We start from the raw sequence: 26943 nt of genomic DNA on the forward strand, positions 1-26943 counted from the left end.
CCGGGGCGGAAGGGCAGAGGGGTGGGGAGGGGAGGAGGGGAGGGGGAGTGGGGGCGGTCACCCTATTTGGGCGAGGTTGGGTTGCTGGGGTCGGGGGACCCGTGCGGGGACGTGCATCGCGCGACGCGTGGCGCGCGGGGTGTGATCGCCGGGGCCCGGCCGACTGGGAGGAGTGGACCCGATGGTGGACGCGACCACGAGGTTCTTCGAGGAGCTGGACCGGCGGGGGTACGAGCCTCTGCTGGCGAAGACCTCCGGGACACTGCGGATCGACCTGCACGAGGGGGCACAGACCCGGCACTGGCTGCTGAAAATCGACCGTGGGCGGCTCAACGTGAGCCAGGAGGACAGCGAGGCCGACACGGTGATCGGCGCCAGCCCGATGCTGTTCGACGAGATAGCGGCCGGCCGTGAGCACGGCCTGGCGGCGCTGTTGCGTGGGGACATGACGGTGTCGGGGGACGCCCGGCTGGTGGTGCAGGTGGAGCGGATCTTCCCCGGGTCGCCGGACGCCCGTGGGCCGCGTCGCCGATTCGCGGGGGAGGTGCGGTGATGGGGCAGAGCAACACGATCCGGATCCTGGACGGCAGCACATTCGTCGTCTGTGAGGACACCGGTGACATCGAGGCGACGCCGAGCGAACCGACCGGGCTCTTCTCCCTCGACACCCGGTTCCTGTCGACGTGGGTGCTGAGCGTCAACGGTGAACGCCTCAACTCGCTCTCGTACGACGACCTGCAGTACTTCGAGTCCCGGTTCTTCCTCGTGCCGGGGATGGCCACCCACTACGTGGACGCGAAGTTGTCGATCATCCGCGAGCGCGCGGTCGGCGGCAGCTTCTGCGAGCGGCTCACCATCCTCAACCACGACGAGAAGGCGGTCGATCTGGAGATCCGGATGGACGCCGCGGCCGACTTCGCCGACCTGTTCCAGGTCAAGGACGAGATCCTGAACAAGAAGGGCGAGATCTATACCGAGGTCGAGGCCGACAAGCTGCGCCTGGGCTACCGCCGGGGCAACTTCCGGCGCGAAACGATCATCTCCTCGTCGATGTCGCCGCGCTACGACAACCGGGGTTTCGCGTACACCGTCCGCCTGGAACCGAATGAGCAGTGGGAGGCGCAGATCGACGTGCAGACGCGCGCGGTCGGCCCAGGGGACCGGGACCTGCGGATGGGTCTGCGCGTGCACGGCGGCGAGCGGCTGGCCCTGCAACACGACCTGGAGCAGTGGATCGCGGACGCGCCGAAGGTCAACAGTCAGTACGGACGGGTTGCCAGCACGTACCGGCGCAGCCTGATCGACCTCGCCGCGCTGCGCTTCTCGCCGCTGTCGCTCGGGGGCGCGACCCTGCCCGCGGCCGGTCTGCCCTGGTTCATGACCATGTTCGGCCGGGACAGCATCCTCACCTGCCTCCAGACGCTGCCGTTCACGCCGCAGTTGTCGAAGACGACGCTGCGCATCCTCGCGTCCCTCCAGGGCAGCCGGTTCGACGACTTCCGGGACGAGGACCCGGGACGGATCCTGCACGAGATGCGGTACGGCGAGACCGCCGCCTTCGAGGAGCAGCCACACTCGCCGTACTACGGCTCGGTGGACGCGACTCCGCTGTTCCTCGTGCTGCTCGACGAGTACGAGCGGTGGAGCGGGGACGTGGCGCTGGTCAAGGAGTTGGAGCAGGAGTCCCGGGCCGCGCTCAAGTGGATCGACAGTTACGCCGACCTGGTCGGCAACGGCTACATCTGGTACGAGCGCCGCAACACCGAGACCGGCCTGGAGAACCAGTGCTGGAAGGATTCCTGGGATTCGATCTCCTACTCCGACGGCACCCTGCCGCCGTTTCCCCGGGCCACCTGCGAGGTGCAGGGGTACGCGTACGACGCGAAGGTCCGCGCGGCGCGGATGGCCCGTCAGTTCTGGGACGACCCGGAGTTCGCCGACCAGTTGGAGCGGGAGGCGGCGGAGCTGAAGGAGCGGTTCAACCGGGACTGGTGGGTGGCCGACGGCGAGTACTACGCGCTGGCCCTGGACCCGGACGGTCGCCAGTGCGACATCCTCAGCTCCAACATCGGTCACCTGCTGTGGAGCGGGATCGTCGATCCGGCGCGGGCCGAAAAGCTGGCGGCGCACCTGGTCGGGCCGCGACTGTTCTCCGGCTGGGGGGTGCGCACGCTCGCCGAGGGGGAGGCCCGGTACAACCCGATCGGCTACCACAACGGCACGATCTGGCCGTTCGACAACTCGTTCATCGCCTGGGGCCTGCGTCGCTACGGGTTCGCCGAGGAGGCCGCCACCATCGCCAACGGCATCCTCGACGCGGCCACCTACTTCGACGGGCGGCTACCGGAGGCGTTCGGCGGCTACCCGCGGGAGCTGACCAAGTTCCCGGTCGAGTACCCCACGGCATGCAGTCCGCAGGCCTGGTCGACGGGTACGCCGCTGCTGCTGTTGCGCACCATGCTCGGTCTCGAACCGCACGACGGGCACCTGGCGGTCGAGCCGCGTCTCCCGGTCGGGATGGGCCGGATCGAAGTCCTGGACATTCCGGGCCGTTGGGGGCGGGTGGACGCCTTCGCCCGAGGTCGGCTCGATCTGCACAGTCTCTCCGACTGAGCCGCGCCCGGCACACCGGCGGCGGCGCGCCACCCGCGTCGCCGCCGGGCCGCCACCCAGGCGCGCCACCCGCGTCGCCGCCGGGCCGCCACCCAGGCGATCCCCAGCCGGGCACGGTAGATTCTGCGGATGCCGGAGCTCGTGTACCCGCCCGTTATCGCCGCTGCCAAGACGTTGTTCCGGGTCCTCGACCTGAAGATCACCATCGAGGGCGCCCACCACGTACCCCGCACGGGCGGGGCGGTGCTGGCCAGCAACCACGTCAGCTACCTCGACTTCATCTTCGCCGGGTTGGGCGCGAACGCCTCCGGTCGGCTCGTCCGGTTCATGGCCAAGCAGTCGGTGTTCGCGCACCGGATCTCCGGTCCGCTGATGCGCGGCATGCGCCACATCCCGGTGGACCGGCAGGCGGGCGCGGCCTCGTTCCGTACGGCCGTCGACGCGCTCAAGCGCGGGGAGGTGGTGGGCGTCTTCCCCGAGGCCACGATCAGCCGGTCGTTCACCGTCAAGGAACTCAAGAGCGGCACCGTCCGGATGGCCCGTTCGGCGAAGGTGCCGGTGCTGCCGGTCGCGCTGTGGGGCACCCAGCGACTCTGGACCAAGGGCCGTCCCCGCACCCTCACCCGCCGGCACACGCCCATCACGATCCTCATCGGCGAGCCGATCCTGCCGGCGGACTTTCCGGACCCGAACGTGCTGGCCGCCGAGTTGACCACCCGGCTGAGCGCGCTCGTGGAGCGGGCCCAGCGCGAGTACCCGGACGCGCCGGCCGGCCCGGAGGACACCTGGTGGCTGCCGGCGCACCTCGGTGGGAGCGCGCCGACGCCACAGGAGGCTGCCGCGCTGGACGCCGAAGGGGAGGAGCGCGCCCCCAGCCTCTGAGGACGGCCGGCGTTCGCGTCAGTTACGCCCGGACGTGCCGTCGGCGAAGCCGTCCCAGGAGCTGGGTTCCGGCCCCGAGCGGTAGTAGTCGTCGCGGGAGCGGAACTCCACCGGCAGCGAGCCGGGCAGGGTGATCCGGGTGTCCCCGGCGAGCAGCGCGGGGCCGGCCCGCAGCAGCAGGACGTCGCGCTCCTGGGCGGAGAGGTCCACCAGTTGCGGGCGGGTCAGGCGGAACATGGCCACCGCCCGGCGGACCTGCTGGGCCAGCGCGACGACCTCACCCGGTGACCCACCCAGGGCCAGCGCCGGCTGCTGGATCGTCCGCAACGCGTCGCAGACGATCATCAGTTGTGGCGGCTCGGCGGGCAGCTCCAGCCGGGACGGCCACTGCCAGCGGATCTGGCCGGTCATCAGGCCGGTCACGCGGCCGGTCGGCCGGGGCCGGGGAGCGTCGTCGGCGACCAGCGAGAGCTGCGAGCCGGTGCCCACCCAGCAGATCCGCTGGTCGGTGACGGTCACCGAGACGGGCCCGGGGAGCTGCCAGGCACATCGTGTCTCCGTCGGCCCGAGCAGGTAGCCCGCCACGAGCAGCCGGTGCCGCCCGAGCACCTTCTCGCCGGGCAGCGGGCGCATGTCGTACCGCCGGTCGAGGGTGGGGCCGGCGTCGTCGTCCGGCGCGTCGAACCGGTGCGGGCCGATGAAGAAGGGGGACGCGTCGGCCTGCATCGTCACGACCTCCCGGTGAACTGGCTGTGCGTTGAGCTTCGCCGATCCGTCGGCCACTGTCATGACGCCCGTTAGGGGGTCGGCCGGTCGTGCGTCGCCTGTGACCGGTAGATGCCGATCTCCTCCGGGCGGACGAGGCCGTCCTCGATCGCACGGGCGAGCAGCGCCGCCTTTGTGGCTGCCGGTCGCCCCGCCCGGGTGTACTTGATCCGCGCGCGGTCAACGTACTGCTTCACGGTGTGCTCGCTGATCTGCATCCGACGCGCCACCGACGCCTTGGACATCGACTGGAACCAGAGCAGCAGGGCCTCCCGCTCCTTGTCGGACAGTGCCGGTCGGTCCGGTCTCGGGTCGCCGACCATCGCGCCGGCCAGCGCCGGAGGCACGTACGGGCGGTCACTCGCCGCGGCCAGCACGGTCGCCACGCAGTGTTCGCGGCCCTCGTGCTTGGCCAGGAACGCCACCGCCCCGGCGTCCAACGCGGCGAGCATGGTCTCCGGGTCGGTGTGCTCCGAGTAGACCACCACCCGCCGCCCGGTGGCGCTCAACTCGGCCAGCTTGTCCAGCGCCATCCGGCCGTGCAGCCGCAGATCGAGCAGGACGACGTCGGCGTCCGGCGCGGCGCGCAGTACCTCGTCCGGGTCGTCCCCGGTGGCCAGCACGGTCAGTCGCGGTTCGCTGGCGAGCCAGGCGCGTACCCCGTCGACGACCACCGGATGGTCGTCGACGATCGCCACCCCGACCGGCCGGTCACCGGTCATCCCGACCACCGGGTCTGCGCCCATCTGATGTCCCCGTCCCGTTCGTAAAGGTGCTGCACCGGCCCGTCCTGGTGTTCGGTGGGCGGGCCGGTCGCGTCCGGCCCCTCCCGGTCCGGCGTGACGAGGCTGACCACCACCTCGTCCGGGCCGGACACCACGGTCAGGCGGGCCCACCCCCGGGCGTCGGCGAGCAGGCTGGTGAGCGGGTCGGCCAGCCGGCGACGGATCTCCACCGGCAGCGGCGGCGGGTTGCCGATGGCGACCAGGTCGATCGGCAACCCGTTGCGTTCGGCCAGGTCCACGGCGGCCCGTAGCTCGTGCAGGAGCGGGTCGGGCACGTCGTCGGATTCGGCGATCAGGCGACGCAGCCGGGCCGCGGCCAGTACGCACCGGCTCTGCACCTCCGGGTCGGCCGGGTCCGCCTCCCCGGCGGCCAGCTCGCCGAGCACCCGCCCGGCGGCCGCGCCCACCAGGGCGAGCCGGTCACGACGTTCCTGCCGGCCCTGCTCGGCGGCGGCCCGTTCGGCGGCGATCGTGTGCATCGCCGCGGCTGCGACGGCCCGGTCCCGGGCCAGGCCGACGATCACCGCGCTGCCGGCGAAGACCGCCACCGGCAGCGTGAACGTGCCGTAGACGTACATCGTGTAGCGGGCCAGGTCGGCCGCGCTCGGCGCGTACGCGAGGACGGCGGCGAGCGCGATCATCGCGTGTGTGGTCAGCAGCGCGACGAGACCGCCGACCCGCCGCCCCCACATGGCGAGCACGAAGAACCAGCCGAGCGTGCCCCACACCCAGTTGGCGGCGGTGAACAGGTGTGGTTCGCCGACCGCCGCGAAGACCGCCGCGTCGACGGCGACCAGCACCCCGGCGAGCGGCCACGGCGGCAGTGGCGTGCCGCGCAGCAGCCGGACGCCGGCCACCGCCCCGGTCACGGCGACCAGCACCCAGCCGCCGAGCACGACCGTCGGTGCGGAGAACTGCGCGCGGGTCGCCAGCACCGCCGGCAGTCCGATCGCGACGTGCCAGGCCAGCGCGATGGCGACGGCGACGATCCGGGCACCCCGGTCGGAGGCCTGGGCCACGGCGGCGGGCGCGGCGAGCACCGACTGCTCGGGCCCGTCGACCGGGCCGGGTCGAGGCACCGGTAGGGCACGAATGCCGGCGCGGTCCGCCGTCGCGCCGAGGTCAGCCGCCACCGGGCCACTCCAGTCGAATCCGGGTGCCGGCGCCGGGCGCGGAACACACCTCGGCCCGCCCGCCGACCGCCGCCATCCGCCCCTGGATCGACTCGCGCAGACCGTACCGGTGCGCGGGGACGGTGGCCGGGTCGAAGCCGGGGCCGTCGTCGACCACCTCGGCCACGATGGCGACCGCGTCGCGGCTCAGCCGCAGTGTGGTCCGCGCGCCCGGGGCGTGCCGGACCACGTTGGACAGCGCCGCGTAGGCACTCTCGGTGATCGCGTCGGCCACCCCGGCGGGCACCGCGCAGGCGGTCAGCTGCAGGCTCACCGGCAGCTCGGGCAGCCGGTCGGGCACCGTGCGCAGCCGCTCGTCGAGCGGCACCGGGCCGTCGCCGGGCGTCGGGCCGCGGTCGGTCAACGCGACGAGGGTACGCAGGTCGGCGGCGCACCGCTCACGGAACGTGGCCGACGGGCCGGGTACCGCGCCCAGCCCCACCATGGTCAGGGTGCCGAGCACCGTGTCGTGCAGGTCCCGGTTCTGCTGGCGCTCCGCCTCCCGGGCGGTCCGGGCGACCAGCGCCTCCCGGGTCAGCCGCTGGTGCTCGGCGAACGCGTCGTCGGCCCGGCCGATCCGGCGGCGCATCACCCCCGTCATCATCGCGGTGCAGGCCGTCTGCACGAGCAGGGTGGCGGCGTGTGCGCGGGCCTCGGTGACATCGCCGGCCGCCTGCGCGCCCGTCACGTAGGCCGCGGTCACCAGCAGTCCGGCCGGGATCGACCAGCGGACCCTGGCGGTGGCCTGCGCGTTGATCACCGTGGTGCTGGCGAGCACCGCGATCCAACTGCCCTCGCCGGGCAACACCTCGGGCGCCACCAGGCGGGGGATGAGCAGGCAGGCCACTGCGGTGATCGCGACGTCACCGGCGACCAGCGCTGGCGTGATCCCGTGGCGCAGCGCGCGGACCGCGTACCAGAGCGACCACCCGGTCAGCGCGGCCACGCCGGGCAGCAGCAGGGCCGCGTCCACCGGCGGGGTACGCACCGACAGCGCCACGGCGGCGCCGACCAGCCCGCACGTCAGCCGCAGCAGGGCCGGCAGGGTGGTGAAGATGAAACTGAACGCCCCGCCGGCAGGATTGTCCAGGGTGGGCGGTGGCACGGTCGGGGCGGCAGTCGCCGGCATCGGGAGGTGTCCTTCCGACAACGACCCGGTCCCGGGTCCGCGCGGCGGAGATCGACATCGGAGAATAGCATGGCGGACGGTGAGCGTTCACCCACCGTGCGCGTGGTGTCGCCTTGTCGTCACTCTGCGCTGCGGGGTTGGATCAGGTCCCAGCGGTTGCCGTAGAGGTCGACGAAGACCGCCACCGACCCGTACGCCTCGTGCCGCGGCTCCTCGAGGAACCGCACGCCGGCCCCGACCATCCGGGCGTGAGCTGCGGCGAAGTCCTCGGTGTGCAGGAACAGGCCGACCCGGCCGCCGGTCTGGTCGCCCACCCGTGCCCGTTGTTCGGCGTTGCCCGCCCGAGCCAGCAGCAGGGCCGTCTCCCGAGCCCCGGGAGGTCGGACGACCACCCAGCGTGAGCCGTCCGGGCGAGGCGTGTCCTCCACCAACTCGAAGCCGAGCCCGCCGACGTAGAAGTCGATCGCCTCGTCGTACTCGTTCACGAGCAGCGCGACCAGTCCCAGATGTGCCATCCGCCCATTCTGCCGAGGGAAGCTCCGACGGCGGCGGGCGGTGTCACCCGTGGTTGGCGGCGTCACGCGGGAACCCCGCCGGCCGCCCGGCCGTCTCATCCGGCGGTGGAGAGGTGGTGAGCGGGATGCGCCCGGGCGGAACGAAACTGGTGGGGACGCTGCTCGGTCTGGGGTTGTGCGGCCTGGTACTGACCGGCTGCGCCAGACCGGTCGACACGCCGAAGGGCCCCGGCCCGGCCGAGATCGCCGAGAAGTGGACCTCCTGCGCCGAGATCGCCCCGCAGGCGGGCGTCGTGCTGCCCGTACCCCCAGGATCGGCGACGTCGCCGCCGGCCGGGGTCGAGCCGCGTGTCGGCCGGATCGACCCGGCGTTCACGCCGGTCGCCGCCGTGCTCTGCGGGCGACAAATCGTGCCGGGGGCCGCTGGTGGACGGGAGCAGGTGGCCACCGAGCGCCGCGCCGACGACATCGGTGAAGTGGTCGCCGCCCTGGGCCTGGCCGACGAGACACGCGGCCGCGGGGAGGTCGCCTGCACCGCCGACATGCTCGTCCCGCCCTGGCTGGCGCTGCTCGACGACCGGGGCCGCTGGTTGCGCCCGTACCTGCCGATGGATGTCTGCGGCAAGCCGCGCCCGGAGGTCCGCGCGGCGCTGGACGGGCTGCGGTTGACCACCGTCGACAGCCGTACCCTCGGAGTTGTCGAATCTGCGGCGGCCGAGGCCGCCGGATGCGCGCAGCGGTGGGCGGACATGGTGTGGGTAGAGGCCACCATCGGTGGTCCCGCCCGCGTCGCGCCCGGCACCGCGCCGAAGACCGGGCCGCTGCGGCTCTGCGTCTACCAGGTGCCCCCGTCCGAGCGCGGTGGCGGCAAACCGGCCGGTGACTTCGTGTACGGCCGGCCGCTGCCGCCCGAGCGGCAGGCGGCCGTGCTGCGGGCGTTGGCCGGCACGCGACCGGCGGCCGACTGCGCGACCCCGGCGTCCCGCTTCGCGGTGCTCCGGGCCGTCGACGACAACGGGCCGGAGTGGTACGTCGAACTCGACGCCTGCCGGCGCTTCCTGGTGGTGGCACCGCCCGGCGGGTCGCAGCTCGGGCAGGGCGACGCCGCGCTGGCGGCGCTGCTGGGGCCGAGCTGAGCCGCCTTACTGGTACTGGATCGGCAGCGCCTTCTTGCCGCCGCCGGCGATCGAACGCTTGACGTTGGTGCCGCCGGACCAGTAGTAGCAGCGCACGCCGCGATCACCGCGCTCCCACAGCGAGCGGTTCGGAAAGCGGTACGAGGTGCCGGTGCGGTAGATCAGGTCGCCGTCCACCGGCAATTTCGCGTACCGGGCGATGACCTTGCGGCAGGCGGCGTGGATGGAGTCCTCGTCCCGGGTCGAGTCAAACCAGGAGCGATCCGGCGCCATCCAGGTGCCGGCGTACTCGAACTGATGTCCGGCGGTGCAGGCGACCGGCCGCAGCATGTGCCACTTGTCCTCGTTCATGCACCCGTAGTGCAGCGGGGAGCGGCTGGCCAGGGCGTTGCGCAGCGATCCGCCCCGCTGGATCGCCGCGTCGCTCTCGCCGTTCGGGCCGTTGACCTCGTCCAGCTCGAAGATGTCGCACCGGTACCAGCGCGCGCCACCCGACCAGGCGGCCGGCGACGCCACCGTGACCTGCACCGAGAGTCGGGCGTCGCGCCAGTCGCCGCCCACGAACTGCTTCGCGCGCTTGTCGCAGTCGGCGAAGGTCGACCGCAACGTCGCCGACTCCGTCTTGGGTGGCGCGGTGCGGGTGGCCAGAGCGCCGGTGAAGGTGCCGACGTGGAAGGTTTCCACCTTGTGGGTCGTCGCGCAGTCGACGGGGGAGTAGCTGCTCAGGTACGACGTGGTTTCGGCGGTGGGGTGACACTCGTCGGCCTTCGGGACGAACTGCTGCGCCGCCGCCATCGGCCGCCAGTCGTCGGCCAGGTCACCATCCGTGCCGGCCGGCGTGCCGCAGCCCGTTAGCACCAACGTGAGGAACGCAGCCGTGAGCGCCGCCCAGCCGTACCGTCGCATGTGTTTCTCCCCGTGCCCCCGTGTCGAACGCGCGCAGCATATGGCACCGCCACGACGGACCGGCACCGTCTTCCGGTGCGGCCTGGTTGGCCTTACCGCCAGGTGTCGGGGCGGGCCAGGTCGCCAGTCGGCCGGTACCCGCCGAGGATCGCCAGGCCGTCCGCCTCGGTGTAACCGTTTCCCCAGCCCTTGCGGAACGCCTCGACGAAGCAGGGTTCGACGGTCATCTCCAGGACGTCGCTGCCCTGGCGACGGGCCCGGTACGGGCCCGCGACGAGGTCGGCGGACCTGACCTGCTGGCCCGGAGCGGGCTGCGCCCGGACCGTCAGCCAGCGGCCGGCGTCGTCGCCGACGACGAGCGAACCCTCGACGAAGGCGGCCTTCTCCGACCGGCCGAGGGTGACCGAGCATTCGAGCAGCCGTGCGCCGGCCGGCAGCGACTCCAGGCGGAACGGCACCACACAGCGGCGGGCACCGTCGAACCGCACCCGGCCCGCCGTGGCGATGGCCTCGTCGCTGGTGGGCGCGTACGTGTCCAACTGCGCCCAGAGCCCGTCGGCGGGCTGCCAGCGGACGAACCACAGCTTCTGGTCGCCGGACGGATCGAACCAGGCGACCCCTGGCCGGTCGCCGACCCGTACGTCGGTCCGGGGCTGCGGCCGGCCGGACGAGGACAGGGTCTGCGGCAACGCGTCCAGCGCCGCGACGCTGCGCGCCAGCGCGACACGCGCCGCGCCGTCCGGGCCCCGGAACTCGACGCTCTCGGAGCCGCGCCCCGCCCGCCACGTCGCGTATTCGGCACCACCGACCAGCGCGTCCGCCGAGAAGTGCACGGTGGTGGGGTCGGCGCCGACGGCCAGCCCGTTCTGCACGGTTGCCTCCGGCAGCAGGAGCGTTGTGGCTGGCGGTATCGGGTCGTCGGCGCTGGGGATGGTCAGGCCCACCGCGGCGAGGGCCACACACGCCGCCGCCGCGCTCGCGGCGAGCAGCCCACGGCGACGTCGCCGCAGACGACGGCCGTTCTGGCGGGCGTGCTCGACGATGGGCGTCGGATCGATGTCGCCACCGGCGCGATGCGCGAGCGTGGCGGCGAGCCGCCGATCGAGGTCGCTGACCATCAGAGGTCTCCTGCCCGTGCGGGGGTTGGTGCTTCCTGCCGTCTGCGCAGCGTCGTCAGGGCGCGCTTCGCGTGGGTGCGTACCGTGCCGGTCGAGCAGGCGAGGATCCCGGCGATCGTCGTGTCGTCGAGATCCTCGTAGTAGCGCAGGACGATCACGGTGCGCTGACGCGCCGGCAGGTCGGACACGAGCCGCCACAGCGCGTCGCGCTCGGCGACGCCGGCGGCCTCGTCCACGTCACCCGCCCGATCGAGTACGGCGGCGACGGTGACCTCCCGGCTGCTACGACGACGCCACCACGAGTGGTGGGCGTTGACGAGCATGCGCCGGACGTAGGCATCCGGCTGATCCGTCCGCGAGATACGCCCCCAGCGGGCGTACGCCCGGGCCAGGACATCCTGAACCAGGTCCTCGGCCCGATGCTCGTCGCCGGTCAGCAGCCGCGCGAGCCGCACCAGCGCCGAGGTGCGGGCGAACGCGTATTCCTCGAACGTCACGCCCTATTAACGCCGCGGGCCGGGTCGCCCGTAGACACCCGTTCCGACTACTTGTCGCTCACGTAGGTCCCGCGCTGCGGCACGGTCATGACCAGTCCGCGCTCGCGCAGCAGGCGCACTGCCGCCCGGACCGTGCCGCGGGCGACGCCGTACTCCTGCTGAAGCGTGGACTCGCTGGGGATCGGTCGCTTCGGTGGCAGCTCGCCGGTCTCGATCCGTTTGGCGATCACGTCTGCGAGCTGCACGTACATCGGCGTCGGAGACAGCGGATCGATCATGAACGCAACTTAGGGCACGTCCATGGACGTCTAGACCTCCAGTACGTCTATGCACGTACACATACGTACAGCGCTGCGGTGACGGCAGAGAGGTTGACAGTCGGTAGGAGGCCGGATGCGAAGGGTCAATTTCGATGACTATCTGCTGTCGACGGCACTGACGCTCGCCCGCCGTCACCGTCCGGCCTGGAGTTGGGAACGTTGGCGTTACGTGTGCCGCTGTGGTGTGGAGCTGCCCTGCCACTCTCGCCACCGCATCCCCATCAATCGGGGCCTCTGGCCGGGCGAGGACCAATGACGCGGCACGGGCCGACCCTGCCGCTCTGGCTCTGCGAGACGTGCGACCGGCCCTGGCCGTGCGTCGCGCGACGAGAGGAACTGCGGGGCGAGTACGCGGAAGCTTCGTGCGCGCTGAAGCTCTACCTGGGCATGTGCTTCGCCTCTGCCCGCCAGGACATGAGCTGGGCGCCACCGGAGGCCCTTCGGCTCCGCTTCCTCGGGTGGGTGCCGTGACCGCGTTCAAGGCGGGTGATGTCGTGCTGATCGGTGCGGCGTGTTCGGTGCAGTTCAGCGGAGACCGCGTGCTCCGCGTACGGCTCGTGTCGATCGGCGCGGTCGACGCATACCACGGGTGGGTGTGGTTGACCGGCTACGTCCTCGACGCGAAGGGCACGGCCACCGACAAGCGGGAGGTCTACGTGCGCAGCACTGGCATCAAGGCTTGTAGCCCGTCGTCATCTTCCGCGCGGTGCGAGCGCTCGGCCGTCAGCTCGACCGGTCGTGTGAGCGGTGCCAGGCGGCCAACACCTGTGCTTCCTTCTCTCGGCTGATCCCGATTTCGGCGGCCCGCTCGTGGTTGCCGGTGTCCTCGCTGTCGACCAACCACCGCCAGGTGTCCCGCACGGTCAATTCGAGAGGTCGGGTGCGGAGGCCGGCGGTCTGTGCGGCAGCGGTGTCGACGTTCCACACGCCGTCGAAGGTGCGCCAGAGCGGCAGCTCGGACCACTGCCGGACACCCTGGGCGAGCAGAAATTCGTCGGGCAGCCAGGTAAAGGAGACATCGGCCCGCGTCGAGTGGGCGCAGTGCGCGAGTAGGTCCCCGAAGGTCGCGCTGGCCACCGGAGCGCAGACGTTGAACGAGCCGGCCACGTCGTCGGTGATGGCGCGTAGTGCGAAGGCCGCCAGGTCTCGTACGTCGATCGGCTGGATCGCCCGGTCGGGTGCGCCTGGTGCCAATACCTGGCCACCAGCGGCCACACGGCGTAGCCACCACGGCAGGCGACCGATGTACTCGCGCGGGCCGAGTACGACACCGGCGCGCAAGATTGTGGTTCGGTCCGCTCCGAACGCGACGAGTGCCGCTGCCTCACAGCCGGCCTTCTGGTAGCCGTAGCGACTCGGTCCGTCCTCGGTGTCGGTGCCGTACTCCGGGCCGGCGTCCGGCGGGCAGCTGAGCAGCTCGGCTCGCTCGCCCAGCGGCTTGACCGGCCAGTCCCGGTAGACGCTGAGTGTCGACACGAAGACGTAGCGATCGGCGACAGGCGCGAGCGCGCGAGCGACGTCGAGAACATTCCTCGGCACGTAGCCCGAGGTGTCGACAACGGCATCCCATGGCCCGGCCGACGCCAGAGCGGCGACGTCCTCAGTCCGGGTCCGGTCGCCTCGGATGTTCCTTACGGCTTCCAGAAAGGGATCTGACGTGCCGCGATTGAAAGTCGTCACCTCCCAGCCGGCACCGATGGCAGCCGTAACGACGGCATGCCCCACGAACCAGGTCCCGCCGAGCACCAGCAATCGCATGGGTCCATCTTTTCCGACTGGGCGGGTCTAGGCTGCCGCCCATGACGAGCCCGCTCAGCAACATGCCGCTCTACCGGCAGTTGGCTGACCTGCTCGCCAAGCAGATCGAGGAGGGCAAGCTCCGACCTGGACAGCCCTTGCCGAGCGAACTTCACTTGCAGCAGACGTACGGCGTGGCGCGCGGAACCGTCCGGATGGCGATGCGCGAGCTGCGTGAGCGCGGCCTGGTCGTCACGGTGCACGCGCGAGGCACCTTCGTCGCCGAGCAAGGCTGACCCGCACCTGGCGCGGTGGTGTCCGACGAGGTGAGTCGGCTGCGGTCTCCGCTGGCTAAAGCGGGCTAACAGCTGATCGTCCGACTCGTGCTCGTGTGGTAGCGACGGACCACGAAGCGGATCTCCGGATACCGGCCGCCCTGGGTGCAGGCGACTAGAGGCAGATCCAGCAGTAGATGCTTTCCTCGTTCGTGCGCGCTCGGCGGGCCAGTCCAACGAACTCTCGCAAGCGAGACAGCATGACCTCCGGCCGCACGTCGCTGTAGCGGGACAACTCCTCGATGTGTGACCACTGCTCGGCCAGGCCCGGCAGGCGGTCGTCGGGGATCTCAGCAAGCACGTCGCGGGTGCGATCGCTCAGTACGACGACCCACGGCCCTTCGTACTCACGGTCCTCACCGGCGCCCTCCGGCCAGACAAGTCGTTCTCCGACAAGGTCGGCCTTCCAGGGCACGTCGAGGGCGAACGAGACGACCTGGCCGAGGACGACGGCCGGATCGATCCCTTTGCCGTCCACGGCATCCTCGACGGCAGAACCTTCGTCGCGCACCACCGGGCCGCCGTCGGTGGAGGCCATCAGCTTCACGACAGCTTCGTCGTCACGAGCGCGGAAGTAGTCGTACAGAACACCCACAGAGACCTCCCGATCGGCTGTCATGTCACCACTGCTGGGCGACCGGCAAAACGTACACACGGCCTGCGTCACTTTCCTGACCGGTTGGTGGGTGAACGCGATCTTGCGAAGGCTCGGTGATCGGCGATGGACTGTCTGCCGGGCCTCGGACGATGTCGCCAGACGACTCCACCAGTTCGACGAAGCGGCGCAGGATGGGCCAGGGGACGTCGCCGCCATCGGCAATGAACGTCACGTCGCTCGCCGGACGTGGTGTGAACGGCCTGCCGTCCGGCGTCGCGTCGGGAATCGTGACGGTGATGTACGGGCCGGTCCCGGGGTGCTCCGGTCAGTCCAACCAGCTCGTACTGCCACGCGTGGTCGGGCAGGCTGTAGTAGGAGTTGACCTCGTACAGCTTGCCATCGTGATCCCAGACCTCCATTCCAGGAGGATCACACGTCCTCAACAGGGCGCGACGAGTAGATCCTGGACGTCGGCCGCCAATCTGGGCCGGGAGCTGTGTTCAGCGTTTGACCTCGTACCTGGTCAGGAGCACGCCGCCAGGGAACGTCCGGGTCTCCACCAGGCTCAGGTTCACCCACTTGTCGATGGCGGTGAAGAACGGTTTGCCGCCGCCGATCAGGACCGGGTGGGTGACCAGCACGTACTCGTCGATCAGCCCCTCTCGCATCGCCGTCGCCGCGAGAGTGGCGCCGGCGATGTCCAGCGGACCGCCGTCCCCGTCCTTGAGTCGGGTGATCTCAGCGACCGCGTCGCCGGTGTGCAGGCGGGCGTTCCAGTCGACCGTGTCGATCGTCGAGGAGAAGACCACTTTCGGCATGTCCCGCCAGCGGCCGGAGAACTCGATCGATGCCGGTGTGGCACCCGGCTGCTGGTCGGCGGTCGGCCAGTGGGAACTCATCGCCTCCCACAGTCTGCGCCCGTACAGCGCCGTGCCGGTCGCCGCCACCCGGTCGGACCAGAACTGGAACAGCTCGTCGCTCGGCACACCCCACCCGAGGTCGTCACCGGGCGCGGCGACGTAGCCGTCCAGGCTCACGCTCATACCGAAGGTCAGTTTCCGCATCGTGCCAGTCTTCCGTAAGCCGCTATCGCCTACAGACCAGCACATCGCGCGAGATTCGTCGGTGCGGCCACGCCGGGGGTCGATTCGTCATGACGCTCGGGGCCAGCCCAGGAAAACCCCCGCCCCACCGCCCGCACCTGCTTATTCTCATTCGGTAGGCACCGGATCCGGAGGATCCTCGCTTCCTGCCACGGGTGGGAAAGACACCTGAAAAGGTACGAAGGCGTGCTGGCGAGATCGCGCGGTCTGCCACGCCGACCTGGCGCTCCGATCCGGGTCCCCGTCACGCCCGACGGCACCGCTCTCTCACCACGACGGGGGCACGATGATCAGCTACCCCATCGCACAACGCGCCCGCCGGGGCCGCTTCCGGCCCGGGGTCGCGGTGGTGCTTCTGCTGGCCGGGCTGCTGAACGCCGCCACGCCGGCGTGGGGTGCCGACGGCGGTCCGACCAGCACCGTCGAGGTGGCCTCCGACGGGGACGTGGTCGGTGCCCCCACACCCCTGCGCAACGTCCCCTCGGTGATCGCCGACGTGGCCGACGGCGAACTCATCGTCTACCGCATGCCCGGCATTCGGGGAGACCAGATCAACGCCACCGCGATGCTGTTCCTGCCCACGCAGGCACCCCCGGCCGGCGGGTGGCCACTCGTGGTCTGGGGGCACGGCACCGTCGGGTGGGCCCCGGAGTGCGCACCCAGCGTGCAACTCCAGGAGCACGGCAAGTGGGCCGACGGACCGAACGCCGCCCTGTTGGCGGCCATCCTGAAAATGAACATCGCCGTGGTCGCCCCGGACTACGAAGGACTCGGCCCGGTGGCCGACGGTGTTCCGGAGGGGCACGGCTACTACAACCTGGCCAGCGAGGGAAATTCGATGGTCTACGCGGCGGTGGCCGCGCAGCGACTCCTCGGCGACCGGCTGTCGGGTCAGTGGGTGCCGGCCGGATGGTCGGAAGGCGGCTTCGCCGCCCTGGCCGCGGCGTACTACTCCGACCGGGCCGCCATGGCGGATCCCGACCTGGAGTACCGCGGCACCATCACCCTCGCCCCGGTACCGGACGTGCCCGCCATGAACCGGGTCCTGTGGAACGACATCGAGCGGGCCGCGCGCTCCGGTCTCCCGCCGACGGAACACCAGATCGAACAGCTCGTCTTCGCCAACGCGGAAACGATCTACTTCACCAGGACCGAACGCTACGCCGGCTACGACATCGACCCGACCGTCATCTACGGCCCGAACATGCTGAAGTTCTACCGCGAGAACTGGCGCACCTGCCTGGACGACCTCAACCGCCTGGTCAAGCAGGACATCCAGAACTACCTGGCCGCGTCCCCGGCGAACCGGCTGACCACCTATCCCGGCATCCGTGGCGACACACCGAACTCGTTGCCCGAGAACAGGCGGTTCTACGCGGAGAACCAGGGCAGGTTGGAGAACGCGACGCTGCCGGGCTCGATCCTTTGGCTGTACGGGACCGACGACATCACCAGCCCCGCCACGGTCACCTGGAACGTCGTCAACAAGATGCTGATCAACGACAACGACGTCAACCTCGCCGTCCTGGAAGGGGCGGGCCACTACGACGTCTCCACCGCCGGTCTACCGCTGATCCAGGCCCGGCTCAAGCAGCTCTTCACGATCACGTAAGGCCGTCCGATGCATCTGGTGAGGCGGCAATGACCGAGGACGACAACCGCCCGCTGAAGCGGGTCGACAGCCTGGACGACCTGGTCACCTGGCTGCGGTGGCTAGCTGATGATGTCGCTCGCGATCCAGACGCGGTCGAGAACATGACCACAGACCGCTACCTGGAGGCGTGCGCGGCGTTCCTACAGGACCGAAGCCGCCTGCAGAGGCGTGCCGGTCAACCTCTCCCGGCGCAACCGACCTGGCAACTCCTCGCGGACGCCCTGCGCGCCGGCTGCTTCTACGAGTAGCCGCTACGGCCTGCGCCGCAGACGAATCGAGTCGTCAGAGCTGCTGGACGATCTGGATCGGGTTGCCGTCCGGGTCGGCCGTCCACGCGATCAGCAGGCGGTCGAGCCAGCGGTGCGGTGCGGCCAGGGCGGGGGCGCCGTTCGCCGTGAGGGCCGCGTACGCGCCGGCGGTGTCGTCGGTCCAGAGGATCACCGCCGCCCGCTGACCCTGCGGCACGGGATCGAGTCCGTGGTCCTCGCGCGTGGAGGCGACCGAGGCGATACCGATCTTGTAGCCGTCGAGCGTCAGGTCGATGTGGATCGGCTCGCCCTCGGTCGGCACCCGGAAGGTCTCGGTGAAGCCGAGACCGCCGTAGAACTCGGCGGCGCGAGGGACGTCCTCGCTGAAGAGAATCACCTGAGGAGTTCGGAACATCGACACGCGGCGACGCTATCAGCGGACCCAGGCGCAGGGTCAGGTTTGGTGAGCGGCAGTGGGGCGCAGGTGTTCCCGTTGCGGGTCGTAGCAGACGAGCCCATGATCGGCCGCTAGTTGCGCTGCTGCCGCTGATACCTCGTCGGCCCGGTTGAAGGGGATCGTGCAGCGTTCTGCGACGGCATCGACGTAGGCGCGGATCCGGGCCCCTGGAGCAACCCCGACATCGATCGTCCCGCCTGGCGGCCGGGAAACACCTCTTCCGGTGGGGGCGGGCGCGCCTGGACGACGGATGAATCACCGGATGTCAACTGTGCAGCCTTCGGCTTCTAGAATGGCCGCCACACGTCCTGCCTCTTCGCGGCTGATGTTCTGTAGAACAGTCGCCGGAGCTGACTCAACCAAGTCTTTGGCCTCTTTGAGGCCGATTCCGGTCGTCTGGCGAACTGCTTTGATTGCCTGAATGATCCCGTTCTTTCCGTAGCTCATCAGAACGACCGAATAGCCGTCCTGCGGGCGAACTCTCAGTAGTTCCCGCACTCCTTCAAGAACTTCTCGCAGCACGTCACCAGTGTCGCGCACCTCCGGGGCGACCTGCGACTCCGGGCTCTTGGATATTGCGCCTACAGCATTCGAGAAATCGGCCCAGCTGCGATCGAACGCCTTCTGAAGCCGAGTGGTGCTGAGCGGTGCGGAGCATGTCTCGTTTATGGACGAGACAAGCCTTAGCATATCTTCGCTATCGGTGGCCATGGTGGCCTGAAACTGGGCGATAGGCCCAGTGACATCGGCTGGTTTGACGTTGAGAAGCACTGGGCGGACCCGAGCTTCGGTGAGAGATTTGGCCAGAGCGCCCGCCTCGAAGTTGAGCCATGGAGAGCTGACGTTCTCGGCGGTAACGCAGATTATTCCCTGGCTTCCCTTTTGCAACCTCGCGCCAACTTCGGCTAGCCAGCGTTGGCCTTTGGCTATGTCTTCAGTGGACATCCACGGGGTCACCTGCTGGATAACTTCCGGCAGCCAATCACGAAGAGACCGGGCCAACTGATTGCTTCTCGACCCCGACCAGCTAATAAAAACTTCCATCAGTATCCTCAGGAATGCGTTGGGCGCTCCGGCAAATATTGCCGAGTAACGATAGTCGGCCTGGCGCTACTGAGCAACACCCTTCGGATTGGTCGAACGGTTGACGACGCACCCAACCATCGGGCAGGGGCTGAACCATCTCGGTATCTCCACAGGCAGGCAGTGAGCTTGGTGAAGACTTCCGAAGATGCGGAGAACGATGGCTCCTGATGGCCTGGCCTCCGCCACCTTTTTCCCTGCTAGTTGCCCGTCGCGCGGAGATGTGTAGATGCGTTTCTCGGGTGTCACGCGTCGCGGTGTGCTACCCAGAAGACGGAGCGGTCGCCTCGGTCGTTGGGGCCAACGCGGATGACGTGACCACCGCGCCAGCGTCCGGCATGGCCGGAACTACCTGTGCGCCCGGCAGGATTCGAACCTGCGGCCTTGGGATTAGAAGTCCCCTGCTCTATCCGCTGAGCTACGGGCGCGCGGCGTGGAAGTCGCGCCAGAAGGGTACCGCCGACCCACCGCGTGTCGGGTCGATGGGTGCCGCCTCCACGTTGCCGTGCAGAGTCTCACGAGGCGGCTCCGGTCGGCATCCGGGTTCCCGCGAGGAGGCCGGTCGTCTCCCCGTACCCTCGGCTGGTGTTGCTGGACCCCGACGCCGAGAGCAGCGTCGCCTATGAGCTGTGCCAGGTCGTCGGTCGGGCGATCCTGCCCTACCGGGCGGCCGACGCCTACGGCACCGCCTTCTTCTTTCAGGGCGGCGACGACCCGGTGGGGGAGGCGCTGCTGACGGCGGCCGACCTCGTCGGCGCGGCCGGCGGTGAGCTGGGCCTGCGGACGAGCGTCACCGAGCCGGCGGGCGTCGCGCCGGACGCTGTCGCCCAGGGCGAGATCGTGCCCGGTTGGTCCAGCTTTCCGGGTGACGGGGTCGCGGTACTGCCGACCGCTGGCCTGCACCGCTACGCCGGCGACGGCGGCTGGCGGTGGCGCGTGCAGCCGGTACCGGCGGAGATCGCCGCCGGGCCCGAGGCCGTCGCCGACCTCGGCGCCGACGCCAGTTCCGCTTTCGTGCTGGCCCATGGGGTACGCGAAGACGGCTCCCGCCCCCTGGAGGTGGCGATCGAGCGCGTGGTCCGCGACGGGGACGACGTGCGGATCACCACGGAACTACCACCGGGGTACGTGGGTGCGCCCGTCTTCGTCGTGCAGGCCGACGCCACGGGCGACGTGTCGCTGTACTGCCTCGGCCTGGTGCTGCCCGGCGTCGGCGGGCACCCGGTGGCGACCTTCGACCGGATCGGCGCGGTCCTCTCGGCCGCGCGCGGCGACGCCTGAACCCGGCTCGACCGCTCAGTCACCGCCCACCTTCCTTCGACGCTGCTGGCCCGCCGAGCGGGACCGGTCAGTCGCACGAGCGCGCCGACGTTTCCGAGGCTGCTCGGTCGCTGAGCGCCGTCGCCCCGGGGCGGTCAGCTCGTTCGGGCCGGCGGACAGGTCGCTGACCACAGCTTGGGCGCGGGCGGTCGTCCGAGCTGGGTCGGATCAGTCGCCGACCGCTGTTGCCTCGGCGGTGTCGGTCGACGGGCGGCGGCTCTGCGGCAGCGTGGGCGCGTCGGTGTCGGCATCGTCGTCGGCCGGGGCGGTGGGGCCGGCGGCCAGGAACGCCTCGGCCCAGCGACCGACCTCGTCGAAGACCTTCGCCCGTACGACCGGGCCGGAGAGCGTGAGGTCGTGCAACCCGCCGTCGAAGCAGGCCAGGGTCACGTGCTGGCCGAGGCGGGGCGCGTACTTCACCATGTGCCCGACGTCCAGCACCGCGTCGGCCAGGGTGGCGTTGTCGTGCCACTTCTTGCCCCGGAAGGAGCGGGTCGAGCAGGCCAGCAGCACCGGCACCGGGATGTCCAGGCCGGCGCGCAGCCGACGCTGGCCGGTGCGGATCGCGTTCAGCCAGCCGGCCCGCACCGGGAACCCGGCCAGCGGCTTCCAGGCCAGGTCATAGGTCCACTCGCCGCGGTGGTCGGCGTGCAGGCTCTCGCCGTACACCGTGCCCAGGCCCAGCGGCAGCACGCGGTGCGGCGCCCTGCGGCCCAGCCGGGCGACGGCGGCCGCGAGGGGTCGACGGACCACCCAGGGAGCGTTGAGGTCGAAGAAAGGGCTGTTCAGGACCAGGCCGTCGACGATGCCGGCGTCGCGGCGGGCGTCGGCCCAGAGCGAGATGATCAGGCCGCCGGTGGAGTGGCCCATCACCAGCAGGGTGTCGTGCTCGTCCTCGCCGCGGATGATGTCGGCGGCGGCGTCCAGCTCGGGAAAGTAGTCGCTGATGTCGCGGCAGAAGTTCGGCGTCTGGTGCGCGAGCAGACTACGACCGTACTTGCGCAGGTCGAGCGCGTAGAAGTCCCAACCACGCTCGGCGAAGAAGTCGGCCAGGTGGGTCTGGAAGAAGTAGTCGACGAACCCGTGCACGTAGAGCACCGCCCGCCCGGTGGGCCGCTCGGCCCGCCGCCGGACCAGGGTCGCGACAACGGGACCTTCGTCGTCGGCGCCCAGGTCGATCGTCCGCCGCTCGTAGGGCAGCCCCAACACGTCCGGTTCCACAACCGCGACGCTACGCCGCCCTGCCTACCCAGCGGTAGCCCCGCCCCGCCCCGCCTCGCGCTCTCGCCCTGCCCGGCCTACTCGCCCGCGCCGGCCCTCGCCCGCGCCGGCCCTCGCCCGCGCCGGCCCTCGCCCGCGCCGGCCCGCGATCTTGCACTTTCTGTTGCGGCATAACCACCGGAAAGCCGCATATCGGCGTCCGAAAGTGCAAGATCGCGGGCGGGGCGGGGGCGGGCGCGGCGGGCGGGTCGTGGGTCAGACCGTTTCCGCGTCGGCGCGGGCCGGGTCCTCGTCGATCGGGTCGATCTCGCCCTGGGGCTGCGGGATGTCGCGCAGGTGCTTGTTGTTGCGCGGCTCCTGCTTGGTCTTGGCGTCGTTGAGCTTGCGACGCAGGTCGTCGCGGACGTCGTTGAGGGCGGCGTGCAGGTCCTCCTCGGTGGAGGTGGTGACGATCTTCTGCCGGCCGGCGATCCAGCACTCCAGCGTGACCTTCTGACCCCGCGCCTCCCGGTCCTTCACCGACACCTCCAGCTCGGTGGCGTCGGCGTGGAAACCGGCCAGCCGGGCGTCGAGGGTGGCGAACTGCTCGGCGATCCAGTTGCGGTCGCCCTGCGAGAACCCCGCGCCGACCCGCAGGCACTCGCCCACGGTCGCCGGGTTCGCCACGGCGCTCATCGCTGCACCTCGGAAACGGTCGCGGAGCCGAAGGTAGTGATCGTCATGGTGCTGACCTCTCGTCGACGTGGAGCTTGTCGGTGGTGCGTTGATCAAATCCATACCCAGTTCGGTCGGCTCCGGAACCGCCCTTGGCCGTTCGGGTGGGTCGGCCGTACCACAGCAGGGGCTTGATCAGGGCGTTGTCCACAGGTGGCCCGTTGTCCACAGGTCCGGGTGGCGGCGCTGGCGGTGGCCGTCGACATCGCACAGGCTCGATGCCGAGTCGACTCGCGCTGGCACACCCCCGATCCCCTGGAGGGACGATGTTCGACACGTACGTCACGATTGTCGGCAATATTCTGACGGCGCCCGAGTGGCGCCGGACCAAGGAGAGCAACACGCTGGTGGCCAATTTCAAGGTCGCCTCCACCGCACGCCGCCTCGACCGCGACAGCGGCCGTTGGGTCGACGGGAATTCGCTGCGTGTCCGCGTCAACTGCTGGCGCAAGCTCGCCGAGGGCGTCGCCGCGTCGGTGATGGTCGGCGACCCGGTGGTGGTCTGCGGTCGGCTCTACACCCGCGACTGGATCGACGAGGCCGGCACCCACCGCACCCTCTACGAGCTGGAGGCGGTCGCCGTCGGCCACGACCTCTCCCGGGGACGCGCCCGCTTCCTGCGTAACCGGCCGACCATGACCACCAGCATCGTCGAGGACGCCGCCACCGAGAGCCGCGTGCACGGCGAGCCCACCGAGCCGGTACCCGCCGAGGAGGCCCCGGCGCTGCCCGACGACGGTCCGCTCGACGACGACTTCGAGCTGCCCGAGTACGCCGCACCGCGTACCAGCCCCCTGGGCCACGGCCCGCTCGACGTCGCCCTGGACGACGACGGCCTCACCCTCGCGGCGGCGGCGGACGACGCCGACCCGGAGGACGACCCCGACGACGAGTTGGGGCCGGTACCCGACGAGGGTCAGCCGGATGTCCCGTCGTCCGGTCGGGGCCGGCGGGGCCGAGGCCGGGTGCCGCAGCCGGCATGAGTGTCGGGTCCCGGGGCGGCAGCGCGGCCGTGTGAGGTCCCGACGCCGTACGCGCCGGGGGCACGACGGGGGCGGGGTGGCGGCGCGGCTCGCGTCGTCACCCCGCGTGAGCAGAGCGGGTGGAGGAGACTTCGGTGGAGTACGGCAGGCGCGGCTGGCTGATGCGGTGCTCGTCTAGGCTGGCCGGCCGGGGGTGGTGAGCGTGCGACGGACAGCACCGGTGGCGAACGCGGTGGGCCTGGTGGCCGGTTACGCCCTGGACCGGTTGCTCGGCGACCCCCGCCGGTGGCACCCGGTCGCCGGGTTCGGCCAGGTGGCCGGCGCTCTGGAGCGTCGCCTGCACCGCCCGGACCGGACCGCCGGGGCGGTGTTCACGGCATTGGCGGTCGGCGGGCCCGTGGCGCTCGGGGTGGCCGCCGCGCTGGCCACCCGGCACCGGCCGGTGAGCCGCGCGGTCCTCGTCGCCGCCGGCACCTGGACCGTGCTGGGCGGCCGTACCCTGCGGCGCGAGGCCGCGATCATGGGTCGGACGCTGCGCGACGGCGACCTGCCCGCCGCGCGGGAACGCCTCGGCAACCTCTGCGGGCGGGACCCGTCGACCCTGGACGAGTCGGAGTTGGCCCGCGCCACCGTCGAGTCGGTCGCGGAGAACACCTCCGACGCGGTGGTCGCCCCGCTGCTCTGGGGCGCGGTCGCCGGCCTGCCCGGTTTGCTGGGTTACCGCGCCGCGAACACCCTGGACGCGATGGTCGGGCACCGGTCCGAGCGCTACGCGCGGTTCGGCACCCCCTCCGCCCGGCTGGACGACCTGCTCAACCTCGTGCCGTCCCGGCTGACCGGGCTCCTCACCATCGCCGTCGCTCCGGTGGCGCACGGCGACCGGGAGCGCGCCTGGCGGGTGTGGCGGCGGGACCGCAACGACCACCCGAGCCCCAACGCCGGCCAGTGCGAGGCGGCGATGGCCGGCGCGCTCGGCGTCCGCCTCGGTGGCCGCAACAGGTACTTCGGACGCTCCGAGGTCCGCCCGTTCCTGGGCGACGGCCCCCGTCCCGAGGCGCGGCACCTCAAGCGGGCCGCGCGCATCTCCGGCGCTGTCGGCCTGGCAGCCCTCGGGCTGGCCGCCGCCTACCCGCTGACCGTCGGTCGCCTCGCCGGCGCGGTCGCGCGGCGGGGCCTGCGCGTCGCGACGGGTCGGGGCACCGGCCCGGTGCTGGGCCGGGAGGCGTTTTCGCGGGGCCGCTGGGCAGCGCGGGGCCGCTGGGCAGGCGGCCCGCCGCCCGTCCGGTCGGAGCCGAGTCGGGTCGGCGGCGTCCCGGGGTGGGGGAGCGGGCGATGAGCGGCGGGCTGCTGGTCGCCGGCACCACCTCGGACGCCGGCAAGAGCGTGCTCACCGCCGGCATCTGCCGCTGGCTGCACCGGCGGGGCGTGAAAGTGGCGCCGTTCAAGGCGCAGAACATGTCGAACAACTCGGCCGTCGTGGTCGGGCCGGACGGGCGGGGTGGGGAGATCGGCCGCGCCCAGGCCATGCAGGCCGCGGCGTGCGGGCTCGCACCGGACCTGCGCTTCAACCCGGTGCTGCTCAAGCCGGGCAGTGACCTCGCCAGTCAGGTGGTGCTCCTCGGCGAAGCGGTCGACACGATCACCGCCGGCACCTTCCGGCAGCTGCGACCCCGCCTCGCCGAGACCGCGTACGCGGCGTTGGCCGAGCTGCGCGCCGCGTACGACGTGGTGATCTGCGAGGGCGCGGGCAGTCCGGCGGAGATCAACCTGCGGGCCGGGGACTACGTCAACATAGGGCTCGCCCGGCACGCCAACCTGCCCGCCATCGTGGTCGGCGACATCGACCGGGGCGGCGTCTTCGCGTCGATGTTCGGCACGGTGGCCCTGCTCGACCCGGCCGACCAGGCTCTCGTCGCCGGCTTCGTGATCAACAAGTTCCGGGGGGACCTCGGCCTGCTCCAGCCGGGGCTGGACATGCTGCGTCGCGTGACCGGCCGTCCCACGTACGGGGTGCTGCCGTGGTCGCTCGACCTGTGGCTGGACGCGGAGGACTCCCTCGCCTACGGCCGGATACTCGGCCGTCCCGCCGCCCCACACGGCACCGAATGGCTGGACGTGGCCGTCGTCCGGCTGCCTCGCATCAGCAACGCCACCGACGTGGAGGCGCTCGCCACCGAGCCGGGTGTCCGCGTGCGTCTCACCGTCGAGCCGGCCGAACTGGCCTCCGCCGATGTGATCGTCCTGCCCGGCTCGAAGTCGACCGTCGCGGACCTGGCCTGGCTACGCGAGACCGGCCTCGCCGACGCGGTCGCCGCCCACGCGGCAGCCGGCAAGCCGCTGCTCGGCCTCTGCGGCGGGTTCCAGATGCTCGGTCGAGCCATCCACGACCCGGTCGAGAGTCGGCAGGGCAGCGTAGCCGGGCTCGGTCTGCTGCCCATCGAGATCACCTTCGATCCCCGCAAGACCGTCCGGCAGTCGGTGGGCGCCGGCCCCGGCGACGTGACGGTCCGCGGCTACGAGATCCACCACGGGTACGTCTCGCAGTCCGACCCGGACCTGCCCCCGCTGCTGACCGGGGCCGACGGCGCGGGCGAGGGAGCGGTGCTCGGCGCGGTGCACGGCACGCACTGGCACGGCGCGTTCGAGTCCGACGGGTTCCGCCGCTGGTTCCTCACCGAGGCGGCGCGGCTGGCCGGGCGTACCGGCTTCCGGGTCGCGCCGGCCACCAGCTTCGCCGCCGCCCGGGAACGCTCGCTCGACCTGCTCGGCGACCTCGTCGAGGAGCACCTCGACACCGACGCCCTCTGGCGTCTCATCGAGACCGGCGCACCCGAGGCTCTTCCCTTCATCCCGCCCGGCGCCCCGCCCACCTGAGCACCACCCCCACGACGGACCACCGCCTCCAGCGCCGACAGCGCCACCCCGCGACAGACCACCGCCTCCGGCGTCGATCATGGAGTCGTGGTGCCTGATATGTCGCTGATGGCCCTCTGCGTCCGCCACCACAACGTCATGATCGGCGAGGTGGGATAGCGGGCTGGTCAGAGGCGGATGTCGGCGGGGCGGTCGGTGGTGGGCAGACCGGCGGCCAGCCACGCGTCGACGCCGCCGATCATGTCGGTGGCCCGGCGCAGCCCGAGGGTCTGGAGGCTCGCGGCGGCCAGGCTGGAGCTGTAGCCCTGGCGGCACACCACGATGATCTCCCGGTCGTACGCGGTGGCCTCCGGGATGCGCCAGGCGCTGGCCGGGTCGAGCCGCCACTCCAGCACCGTACGGTCGATGACGACCGCCCCCGGGAGGTCACCCTGTTCGCGGCGCTGCGTGTCGGTACGGGTGTCGACAAGCAGAGCGCCACCGCGGACCGCCTCGACGGTCTGCTGTGGAGTCAGTCGGTGCAGCCCGGCGCGGGCCTGTTCGAGCAGGGCGTCGATGCCGGGGCTCATCACGTCTCGGAGCACCACCGAATCATGCCGACTCGGCTACCGGCCCGCGCGGCGAACCGATCGCCCGTCACCCCTCGCCACCCCAATTCCCCCGGACGTGAGAATGGCCGCCCCAACAGGCTCAGCCAGACGTGTCACCCGGCCGGGATCGGCATGATCGACTCGATTTCCGTGAGGTCGGGGTGTCGTGGCGGGCGGGAGAGAGCGAC

Annotated in this window: 31 protein-coding genes and 1 tRNA gene; 13 read left to right on the forward strand and 19 right to left on the reverse strand. The window is 71.2% G+C overall.

Features of this window, described 5'->3' with window-relative positions:
- Window positions 1-181 precede the first annotated feature (181 nt).
- From AB0B55_RS27315 to AB0B55_RS27325, 3 genes are all read left to right on the forward strand, one after another.
- Window positions 182-553: an SCP2 sterol-binding domain-containing protein gene (locus tag AB0B55_RS27315; RefSeq protein WP_355052240.1), complete on the forward strand. Its 372-nt coding sequence runs from the start codon at window positions 182-184 to the stop codon at window positions 551-553.
- A complete protein-coding gene (locus tag AB0B55_RS27320; RefSeq protein WP_357133678.1) occupies window positions 553-2613 on the forward strand; it encodes a glycogen debranching N-terminal domain-containing protein in 2061 nt (686 codons plus the stop codon). The genes AB0B55_RS27315 and AB0B55_RS27320 overlap by 1 nt, the downstream gene beginning before the upstream one ends.
- A 129-nt stretch (window positions 2614-2742) precedes the next feature.
- Window positions 2743-3495, forward strand: a complete 753-nt coding sequence (locus tag AB0B55_RS27325; protein ID WP_357133676.1) for a lysophospholipid acyltransferase family protein — start codon at window positions 2743-2745, stop codon at window positions 3493-3495.
- Window positions 3496-3513: 18 nt separating this feature from the next.
- Here the strand turns inward: AB0B55_RS27325 and AB0B55_RS27330 are convergent, their stop codons facing one another.
- The 5 genes from AB0B55_RS27330 to AB0B55_RS27350 form a co-directional block, all read right to left on the reverse strand.
- A complete protein-coding gene (locus tag AB0B55_RS27330) occupies window positions 3514-4221 on the reverse strand; it encodes a hypothetical protein (protein ID WP_357133674.1) in 708 nt (235 codons plus the stop codon).
- Window positions 4222-4292: 71 nt separating this feature from the next.
- Entirely contained in the window at window positions 4293-5006 is a 714-nt protein-coding gene (locus AB0B55_RS27335) for a response regulator transcription factor (protein ID WP_357133672.1), read from the reverse strand.
- The gene (locus AB0B55_RS27340) at window positions 4979-6124 is read right to left on the reverse strand and encodes a hypothetical protein (RefSeq protein WP_357133699.1); all 1146 of its coding nucleotides are present in this window, start codon (window positions 6122-6124) and stop codon (window positions 4979-4981) included. Before AB0B55_RS27340 ends, AB0B55_RS27335 begins: the two co-directional genes overlap by 28 nt.
- 43 nt (window positions 6125-6167) lie before the next feature.
- Complete coding sequence (locus AB0B55_RS27345) at window positions 6168-7346, reverse strand: ATP-binding protein (protein ID WP_357174700.1); 1179 nt, start codon at window positions 7344-7346, stop codon at window positions 6168-6170.
- A gap of 119 nt (window positions 7347-7465) precedes the next feature.
- A complete protein-coding gene (locus AB0B55_RS27350; protein ID WP_355052246.1) occupies window positions 7466-7861 on the reverse strand; it encodes a VOC family protein in 396 nt (131 codons plus the stop codon).
- 116 nt (window positions 7862-7977) lie between these two features.
- On the opposite strand from AB0B55_RS27350, the gene AB0B55_RS27355 reads away from it, so the two are divergent.
- Complete coding sequence (locus AB0B55_RS27355) at window positions 7978-8997, forward strand: hypothetical protein (RefSeq protein WP_357133668.1); 1020 nt, start codon at window positions 7978-7980, stop codon at window positions 8995-8997.
- A 6-nt stretch (window positions 8998-9003) separates the two neighbouring features.
- Here the strand turns inward: AB0B55_RS27355 and AB0B55_RS27360 are convergent, their stop codons facing one another.
- The 4 genes from AB0B55_RS27360 to AB0B55_RS27375 form a co-directional block, all read right to left on the reverse strand.
- On the reverse strand, window positions 9004-9903 hold the full coding sequence (locus tag AB0B55_RS27360; protein WP_357133666.1) for a septum formation family protein: 900 nt from the start codon (window positions 9901-9903) through the stop codon (window positions 9004-9006).
- Between the two features lie 92 nt (window positions 9904-9995).
- A complete protein-coding gene (locus tag AB0B55_RS27365) occupies window positions 9996-11021 on the reverse strand; it encodes a hypothetical protein (protein WP_357174703.1) in 1026 nt (341 codons plus the stop codon).
- Window positions 11021-11518 carry a SigE family RNA polymerase sigma factor gene (locus AB0B55_RS27370; protein WP_357174706.1) on the reverse strand — a complete coding sequence of 166 codons (498 nt, stop codon included), beginning with the start codon at window positions 11516-11518 and terminating at the stop codon, window positions 11021-11023. Before AB0B55_RS27370 ends, AB0B55_RS27365 begins: the two co-directional genes overlap by 1 nt.
- Before the next feature lie 47 nt (window positions 11519-11565).
- Complete coding sequence (locus AB0B55_RS27375) at window positions 11566-11796, reverse strand: GntR family transcriptional regulator (RefSeq protein ID WP_357133660.1); 231 nt, start codon at window positions 11794-11796, stop codon at window positions 11566-11568.
- 294 nt (window positions 11797-12090) lie between these two features.
- Between AB0B55_RS27375 and AB0B55_RS27380 the strand changes: the two genes are divergently transcribed.
- The gene (locus tag AB0B55_RS27380) at window positions 12091-12309 is read left to right on the forward strand and encodes a hypothetical protein (protein WP_357133658.1); all 219 of its coding nucleotides are present in this window, start codon (window positions 12091-12093) and stop codon (window positions 12307-12309) included.
- On the forward strand, window positions 12306-12626 hold the full coding sequence (locus AB0B55_RS27385; RefSeq protein ID WP_357133656.1) for a hypothetical protein: 321 nt from the start codon (window positions 12306-12308) through the stop codon (window positions 12624-12626). Before AB0B55_RS27380 ends, AB0B55_RS27385 begins: the two co-directional genes overlap by 4 nt.
- Here the strand turns inward: AB0B55_RS27385 and AB0B55_RS27390 are convergent.
- Window positions 12562-13596: an NAD-dependent epimerase/dehydratase family protein gene (locus AB0B55_RS27390; RefSeq protein WP_357174709.1), complete on the reverse strand. Its 1035-nt coding sequence runs from the start codon at window positions 13594-13596 to the stop codon at window positions 12562-12564. The genes AB0B55_RS27385 and AB0B55_RS27390 overlap by 65 nt on opposite strands.
- 41 nt (window positions 13597-13637) lie before the next feature.
- Between AB0B55_RS27390 and AB0B55_RS27395 the strand changes: the two genes are divergently transcribed.
- Window positions 13638-13871, forward strand: coding sequence for a GntR family transcriptional regulator (locus AB0B55_RS27395; protein WP_357174712.1), 234 nt, complete (start codon window positions 13638-13640; stop codon window positions 13869-13871).
- A 154-nt stretch (window positions 13872-14025) separates the two neighbouring features.
- Here the strand turns inward: AB0B55_RS27395 and AB0B55_RS27400 are convergent, their stop codons facing one another.
- The 3 genes from AB0B55_RS27400 to AB0B55_RS27410 form a co-directional block, all read right to left on the reverse strand.
- Window positions 14026-14505: a hypothetical protein gene (locus tag AB0B55_RS27400; protein WP_357174716.1), complete on the reverse strand. Its 480-nt coding sequence runs from the start codon at window positions 14503-14505 to the stop codon at window positions 14026-14028.
- A gap of 25 nt (window positions 14506-14530) precedes the next feature.
- A complete protein-coding gene (locus AB0B55_RS27405) occupies window positions 14531-14740 on the reverse strand; it encodes a hypothetical protein (RefSeq protein ID WP_357174719.1) in 210 nt (69 codons plus the stop codon).
- 268 nt (window positions 14741-15008) lie between these two features.
- Window positions 15009-15572 (reverse strand): dihydrofolate reductase family protein, encoded by a 564-nt coding sequence (locus tag AB0B55_RS27410; RefSeq protein WP_357174721.1) that lies wholly within the window; start codon window positions 15570-15572, stop codon window positions 15009-15011.
- A 325-nt stretch (window positions 15573-15897) separates the two neighbouring features.
- Between AB0B55_RS27410 and AB0B55_RS27415 the strand changes: the two genes are divergently transcribed.
- Entirely contained in the window at window positions 15898-17223 is a 1326-nt protein-coding gene (locus AB0B55_RS27415) for a hypothetical protein (RefSeq protein ID WP_357174724.1), read from the forward strand.
- Window positions 17224-17252: 29 nt separating this feature from the next.
- The gene (locus AB0B55_RS27420) at window positions 17253-17513 is read left to right on the forward strand and encodes a hypothetical protein (protein WP_357133642.1); all 261 of its coding nucleotides are present in this window, start codon (window positions 17253-17255) and stop codon (window positions 17511-17513) included.
- A 34-nt stretch (window positions 17514-17547) separates the two neighbouring features.
- On the opposite strand, the gene AB0B55_RS27425 is transcribed toward AB0B55_RS27420, so the two are convergent.
- From AB0B55_RS27425 to AB0B55_RS27435, 3 genes are all read right to left on the reverse strand, one after another.
- Window positions 17548-17928: a VOC family protein gene (locus tag AB0B55_RS27425; protein ID WP_357133695.1), complete on the reverse strand. Its 381-nt coding sequence runs from the start codon at window positions 17926-17928 to the stop codon at window positions 17548-17550.
- Between the two features lie 297 nt (window positions 17929-18225).
- Window positions 18226-19014, reverse strand: coding sequence for a ribosomal protein L7/L12 (locus tag AB0B55_RS27430; protein WP_357133640.1), 789 nt, complete (start codon window positions 19012-19014; stop codon window positions 18226-18228).
- Between the two features lie 394 nt (window positions 19015-19408).
- Window positions 19409-19481 (reverse strand) — tRNA-Arg (locus tag AB0B55_RS27435).
- A gap of 157 nt (window positions 19482-19638) precedes the next feature.
- Here AB0B55_RS27435 and AB0B55_RS27440 point away from each other — a divergent pair.
- Window positions 19639-20334 (forward strand): hypothetical protein, encoded by a 696-nt coding sequence (locus AB0B55_RS27440; protein WP_357133638.1) that lies wholly within the window; start codon window positions 19639-19641, stop codon window positions 20332-20334.
- A 207-nt stretch (window positions 20335-20541) separates the two neighbouring features.
- Here the strand turns inward: AB0B55_RS27440 and AB0B55_RS27445 are convergent, their stop codons facing one another.
- Together AB0B55_RS27445 and AB0B55_RS27450 are read right to left on the reverse strand one after the other, a co-directional pair.
- On the reverse strand, window positions 20542-21594 hold the full coding sequence (locus tag AB0B55_RS27445; protein ID WP_357174727.1) for an alpha/beta hydrolase: 1053 nt from the start codon (window positions 21592-21594) through the stop codon (window positions 20542-20544).
- Window positions 21595-21849: 255 nt separating this feature from the next.
- Window positions 21850-22269, reverse strand: a complete 420-nt coding sequence (locus tag AB0B55_RS27450; RefSeq protein ID WP_357174729.1) for an HPF/RaiA family ribosome-associated protein — start codon at window positions 22267-22269, stop codon at window positions 21850-21852.
- Window positions 22270-22574: 305 nt separating this feature from the next.
- Here AB0B55_RS27450 and AB0B55_RS27455 point away from each other — a divergent pair, with 305 nt between their 5' ends.
- From AB0B55_RS27455 to AB0B55_RS27465, 3 genes are all read left to right on the forward strand, one after another.
- Window positions 22575-23291, forward strand: coding sequence for a single-stranded DNA-binding protein (locus tag AB0B55_RS27455; protein WP_357174731.1), 717 nt, complete (start codon window positions 22575-22577; stop codon window positions 23289-23291).
- 202 nt (window positions 23292-23493) lie between these two features.
- A complete protein-coding gene (locus tag AB0B55_RS27460) occupies window positions 23494-24627 on the forward strand; it encodes a cobalamin biosynthesis protein (protein WP_357174734.1) in 1134 nt (377 codons plus the stop codon).
- Window positions 24624-26165, forward strand: coding sequence for a cobyric acid synthase (locus AB0B55_RS27465; RefSeq protein WP_357174737.1), 1542 nt, complete (start codon window positions 24624-24626; stop codon window positions 26163-26165). The genes AB0B55_RS27460 and AB0B55_RS27465 overlap by 4 nt, the downstream gene beginning before the upstream one ends.
- Window positions 26166-26332: 167 nt before the next feature.
- Here AB0B55_RS27465 and AB0B55_RS27470 read toward each other — a convergent pair whose 3' ends face one another.
- Complete coding sequence (locus AB0B55_RS27470; RefSeq protein ID WP_355052319.1) at window positions 26333-26734, reverse strand: rhodanese-like domain-containing protein; 402 nt, start codon at window positions 26732-26734, stop codon at window positions 26333-26335.
- Window positions 26735-26943: the final 209 nt, after the last annotated feature.

Origin of the sequence: Micromonospora sp. NPDC049107 (assembly GCF_040648595.1) — a bacterium.
Classification (GTDB): domain Bacteria; phylum Actinomycetota; class Actinomycetes; order Mycobacteriales; family Micromonosporaceae; genus Micromonospora.

Bases quoted from the DNA above. Each gene is read 5' to 3' on its own strand.
- AB0B55_RS27350 (WP_355052246.1), bottom strand. From the start codon at position 7,861: ATGGCACATCTGGGACTGGTCGCGCTGCTCGTGAACGAGTACGACGAG.
- AB0B55_RS27315 (WP_355052240.1), top strand. From the start codon at position 182: ATGGTGGACGCGACCACGAGGTTCTTCGAGGAGCTGGACCGGCGGGGG.
- AB0B55_RS27365 (WP_357174703.1), bottom strand. From the start codon at position 11,021: ATGGTCAGCGACCTCGATCGGCGGCTCGCCGCCACGCTCGCGCATCGC.
- AB0B55_RS27380 (WP_357133658.1), top strand. From the start codon at position 12,091: ATGACGCGGCACGGGCCGACCCTGCCGCTCTGGCTCTGCGAGACGTGC.
- AB0B55_RS27395 (WP_357174712.1), top strand. From the start codon at position 13,638: ATGACGAGCCCGCTCAGCAACATGCCGCTCTACCGGCAGTTGGCTGAC.
- AB0B55_RS27430 (WP_357133640.1), bottom strand. From the start codon at position 19,014: ATGGAAGTTTTTATTAGCTGGTCGGGGTCGAGAAGCAATCAGTTGGCC.
- AB0B55_RS27330 (WP_357133674.1), bottom strand. From the start codon at position 4,221: ATGCAGGCCGACGCGTCCCCCTTCTTCATCGGCCCGCACCGGTTCGAC.
- AB0B55_RS27410 (WP_357174721.1), bottom strand. From the start codon at position 15,572: ATGCGGAAACTGACCTTCGGTATGAGCGTGAGCCTGGACGGCTACGTC.
- AB0B55_RS27455 (WP_357174731.1), top strand. From the start codon at position 22,575: ATGTTCGACACGTACGTCACGATTGTCGGCAATATTCTGACGGCGCCC.
- AB0B55_RS27420 (WP_357133642.1), top strand. From the start codon at position 17,253: ATGACCGAGGACGACAACCGCCCGCTGAAGCGGGTCGACAGCCTGGAC.
- AB0B55_RS27335 (WP_357133672.1), bottom strand. From the start codon at position 5,006: ATGGGCGCAGACCCGGTGGTCGGGATGACCGGTGACCGGCCGGTCGGG.
- AB0B55_RS27390 (WP_357174709.1), bottom strand. From the start codon at position 13,596: ATGCGATTGCTGGTGCTCGGCGGGACCTGGTTCGTGGGGCATGCCGTC.
- AB0B55_RS27450 (WP_357174729.1), bottom strand. From the start codon at position 22,269: ATGAGCGCCGTGGCGAACCCGGCGACCGTGGGCGAGTGCCTGCGGGTC.
- AB0B55_RS27320 (WP_357133678.1), top strand. From the start codon at position 553: ATGGGGCAGAGCAACACGATCCGGATCCTGGACGGCAGCACATTCGTC.
- AB0B55_RS27470 (WP_355052319.1), bottom strand. From the start codon at position 26,734: ATGAGCCCCGGCATCGACGCCCTGCTCGAACAGGCCCGCGCCGGGCTG.
- AB0B55_RS27325 (WP_357133676.1), top strand. From the start codon at position 2,743: ATGCCGGAGCTCGTGTACCCGCCCGTTATCGCCGCTGCCAAGACGTTG.
- AB0B55_RS27465 (WP_357174737.1), top strand. From the start codon at position 24,624: ATGAGCGGCGGGCTGCTGGTCGCCGGCACCACCTCGGACGCCGGCAAG.
- AB0B55_RS27415 (WP_357174724.1), top strand. From the start codon at position 15,898: ATGATCAGCTACCCCATCGCACAACGCGCCCGCCGGGGCCGCTTCCGG.
- AB0B55_RS27360 (WP_357133666.1), bottom strand. From the start codon at position 9,903: ATGCGACGGTACGGCTGGGCGGCGCTCACGGCTGCGTTCCTCACGTTG.
- AB0B55_RS27375 (WP_357133660.1), bottom strand. From the start codon at position 11,796: ATGATCGATCCGCTGTCTCCGACGCCGATGTACGTGCAGCTCGCAGAC.
- AB0B55_RS27425 (WP_357133695.1), bottom strand. From the start codon at position 17,928: ATGTTCCGAACTCCTCAGGTGATTCTCTTCAGCGAGGACGTCCCTCGC.
- AB0B55_RS27345 (WP_357174700.1), bottom strand. From the start codon at position 7,346: ATGCCGGCGACTGCCGCCCCGACCGTGCCACCGCCCACCCTGGACAAT.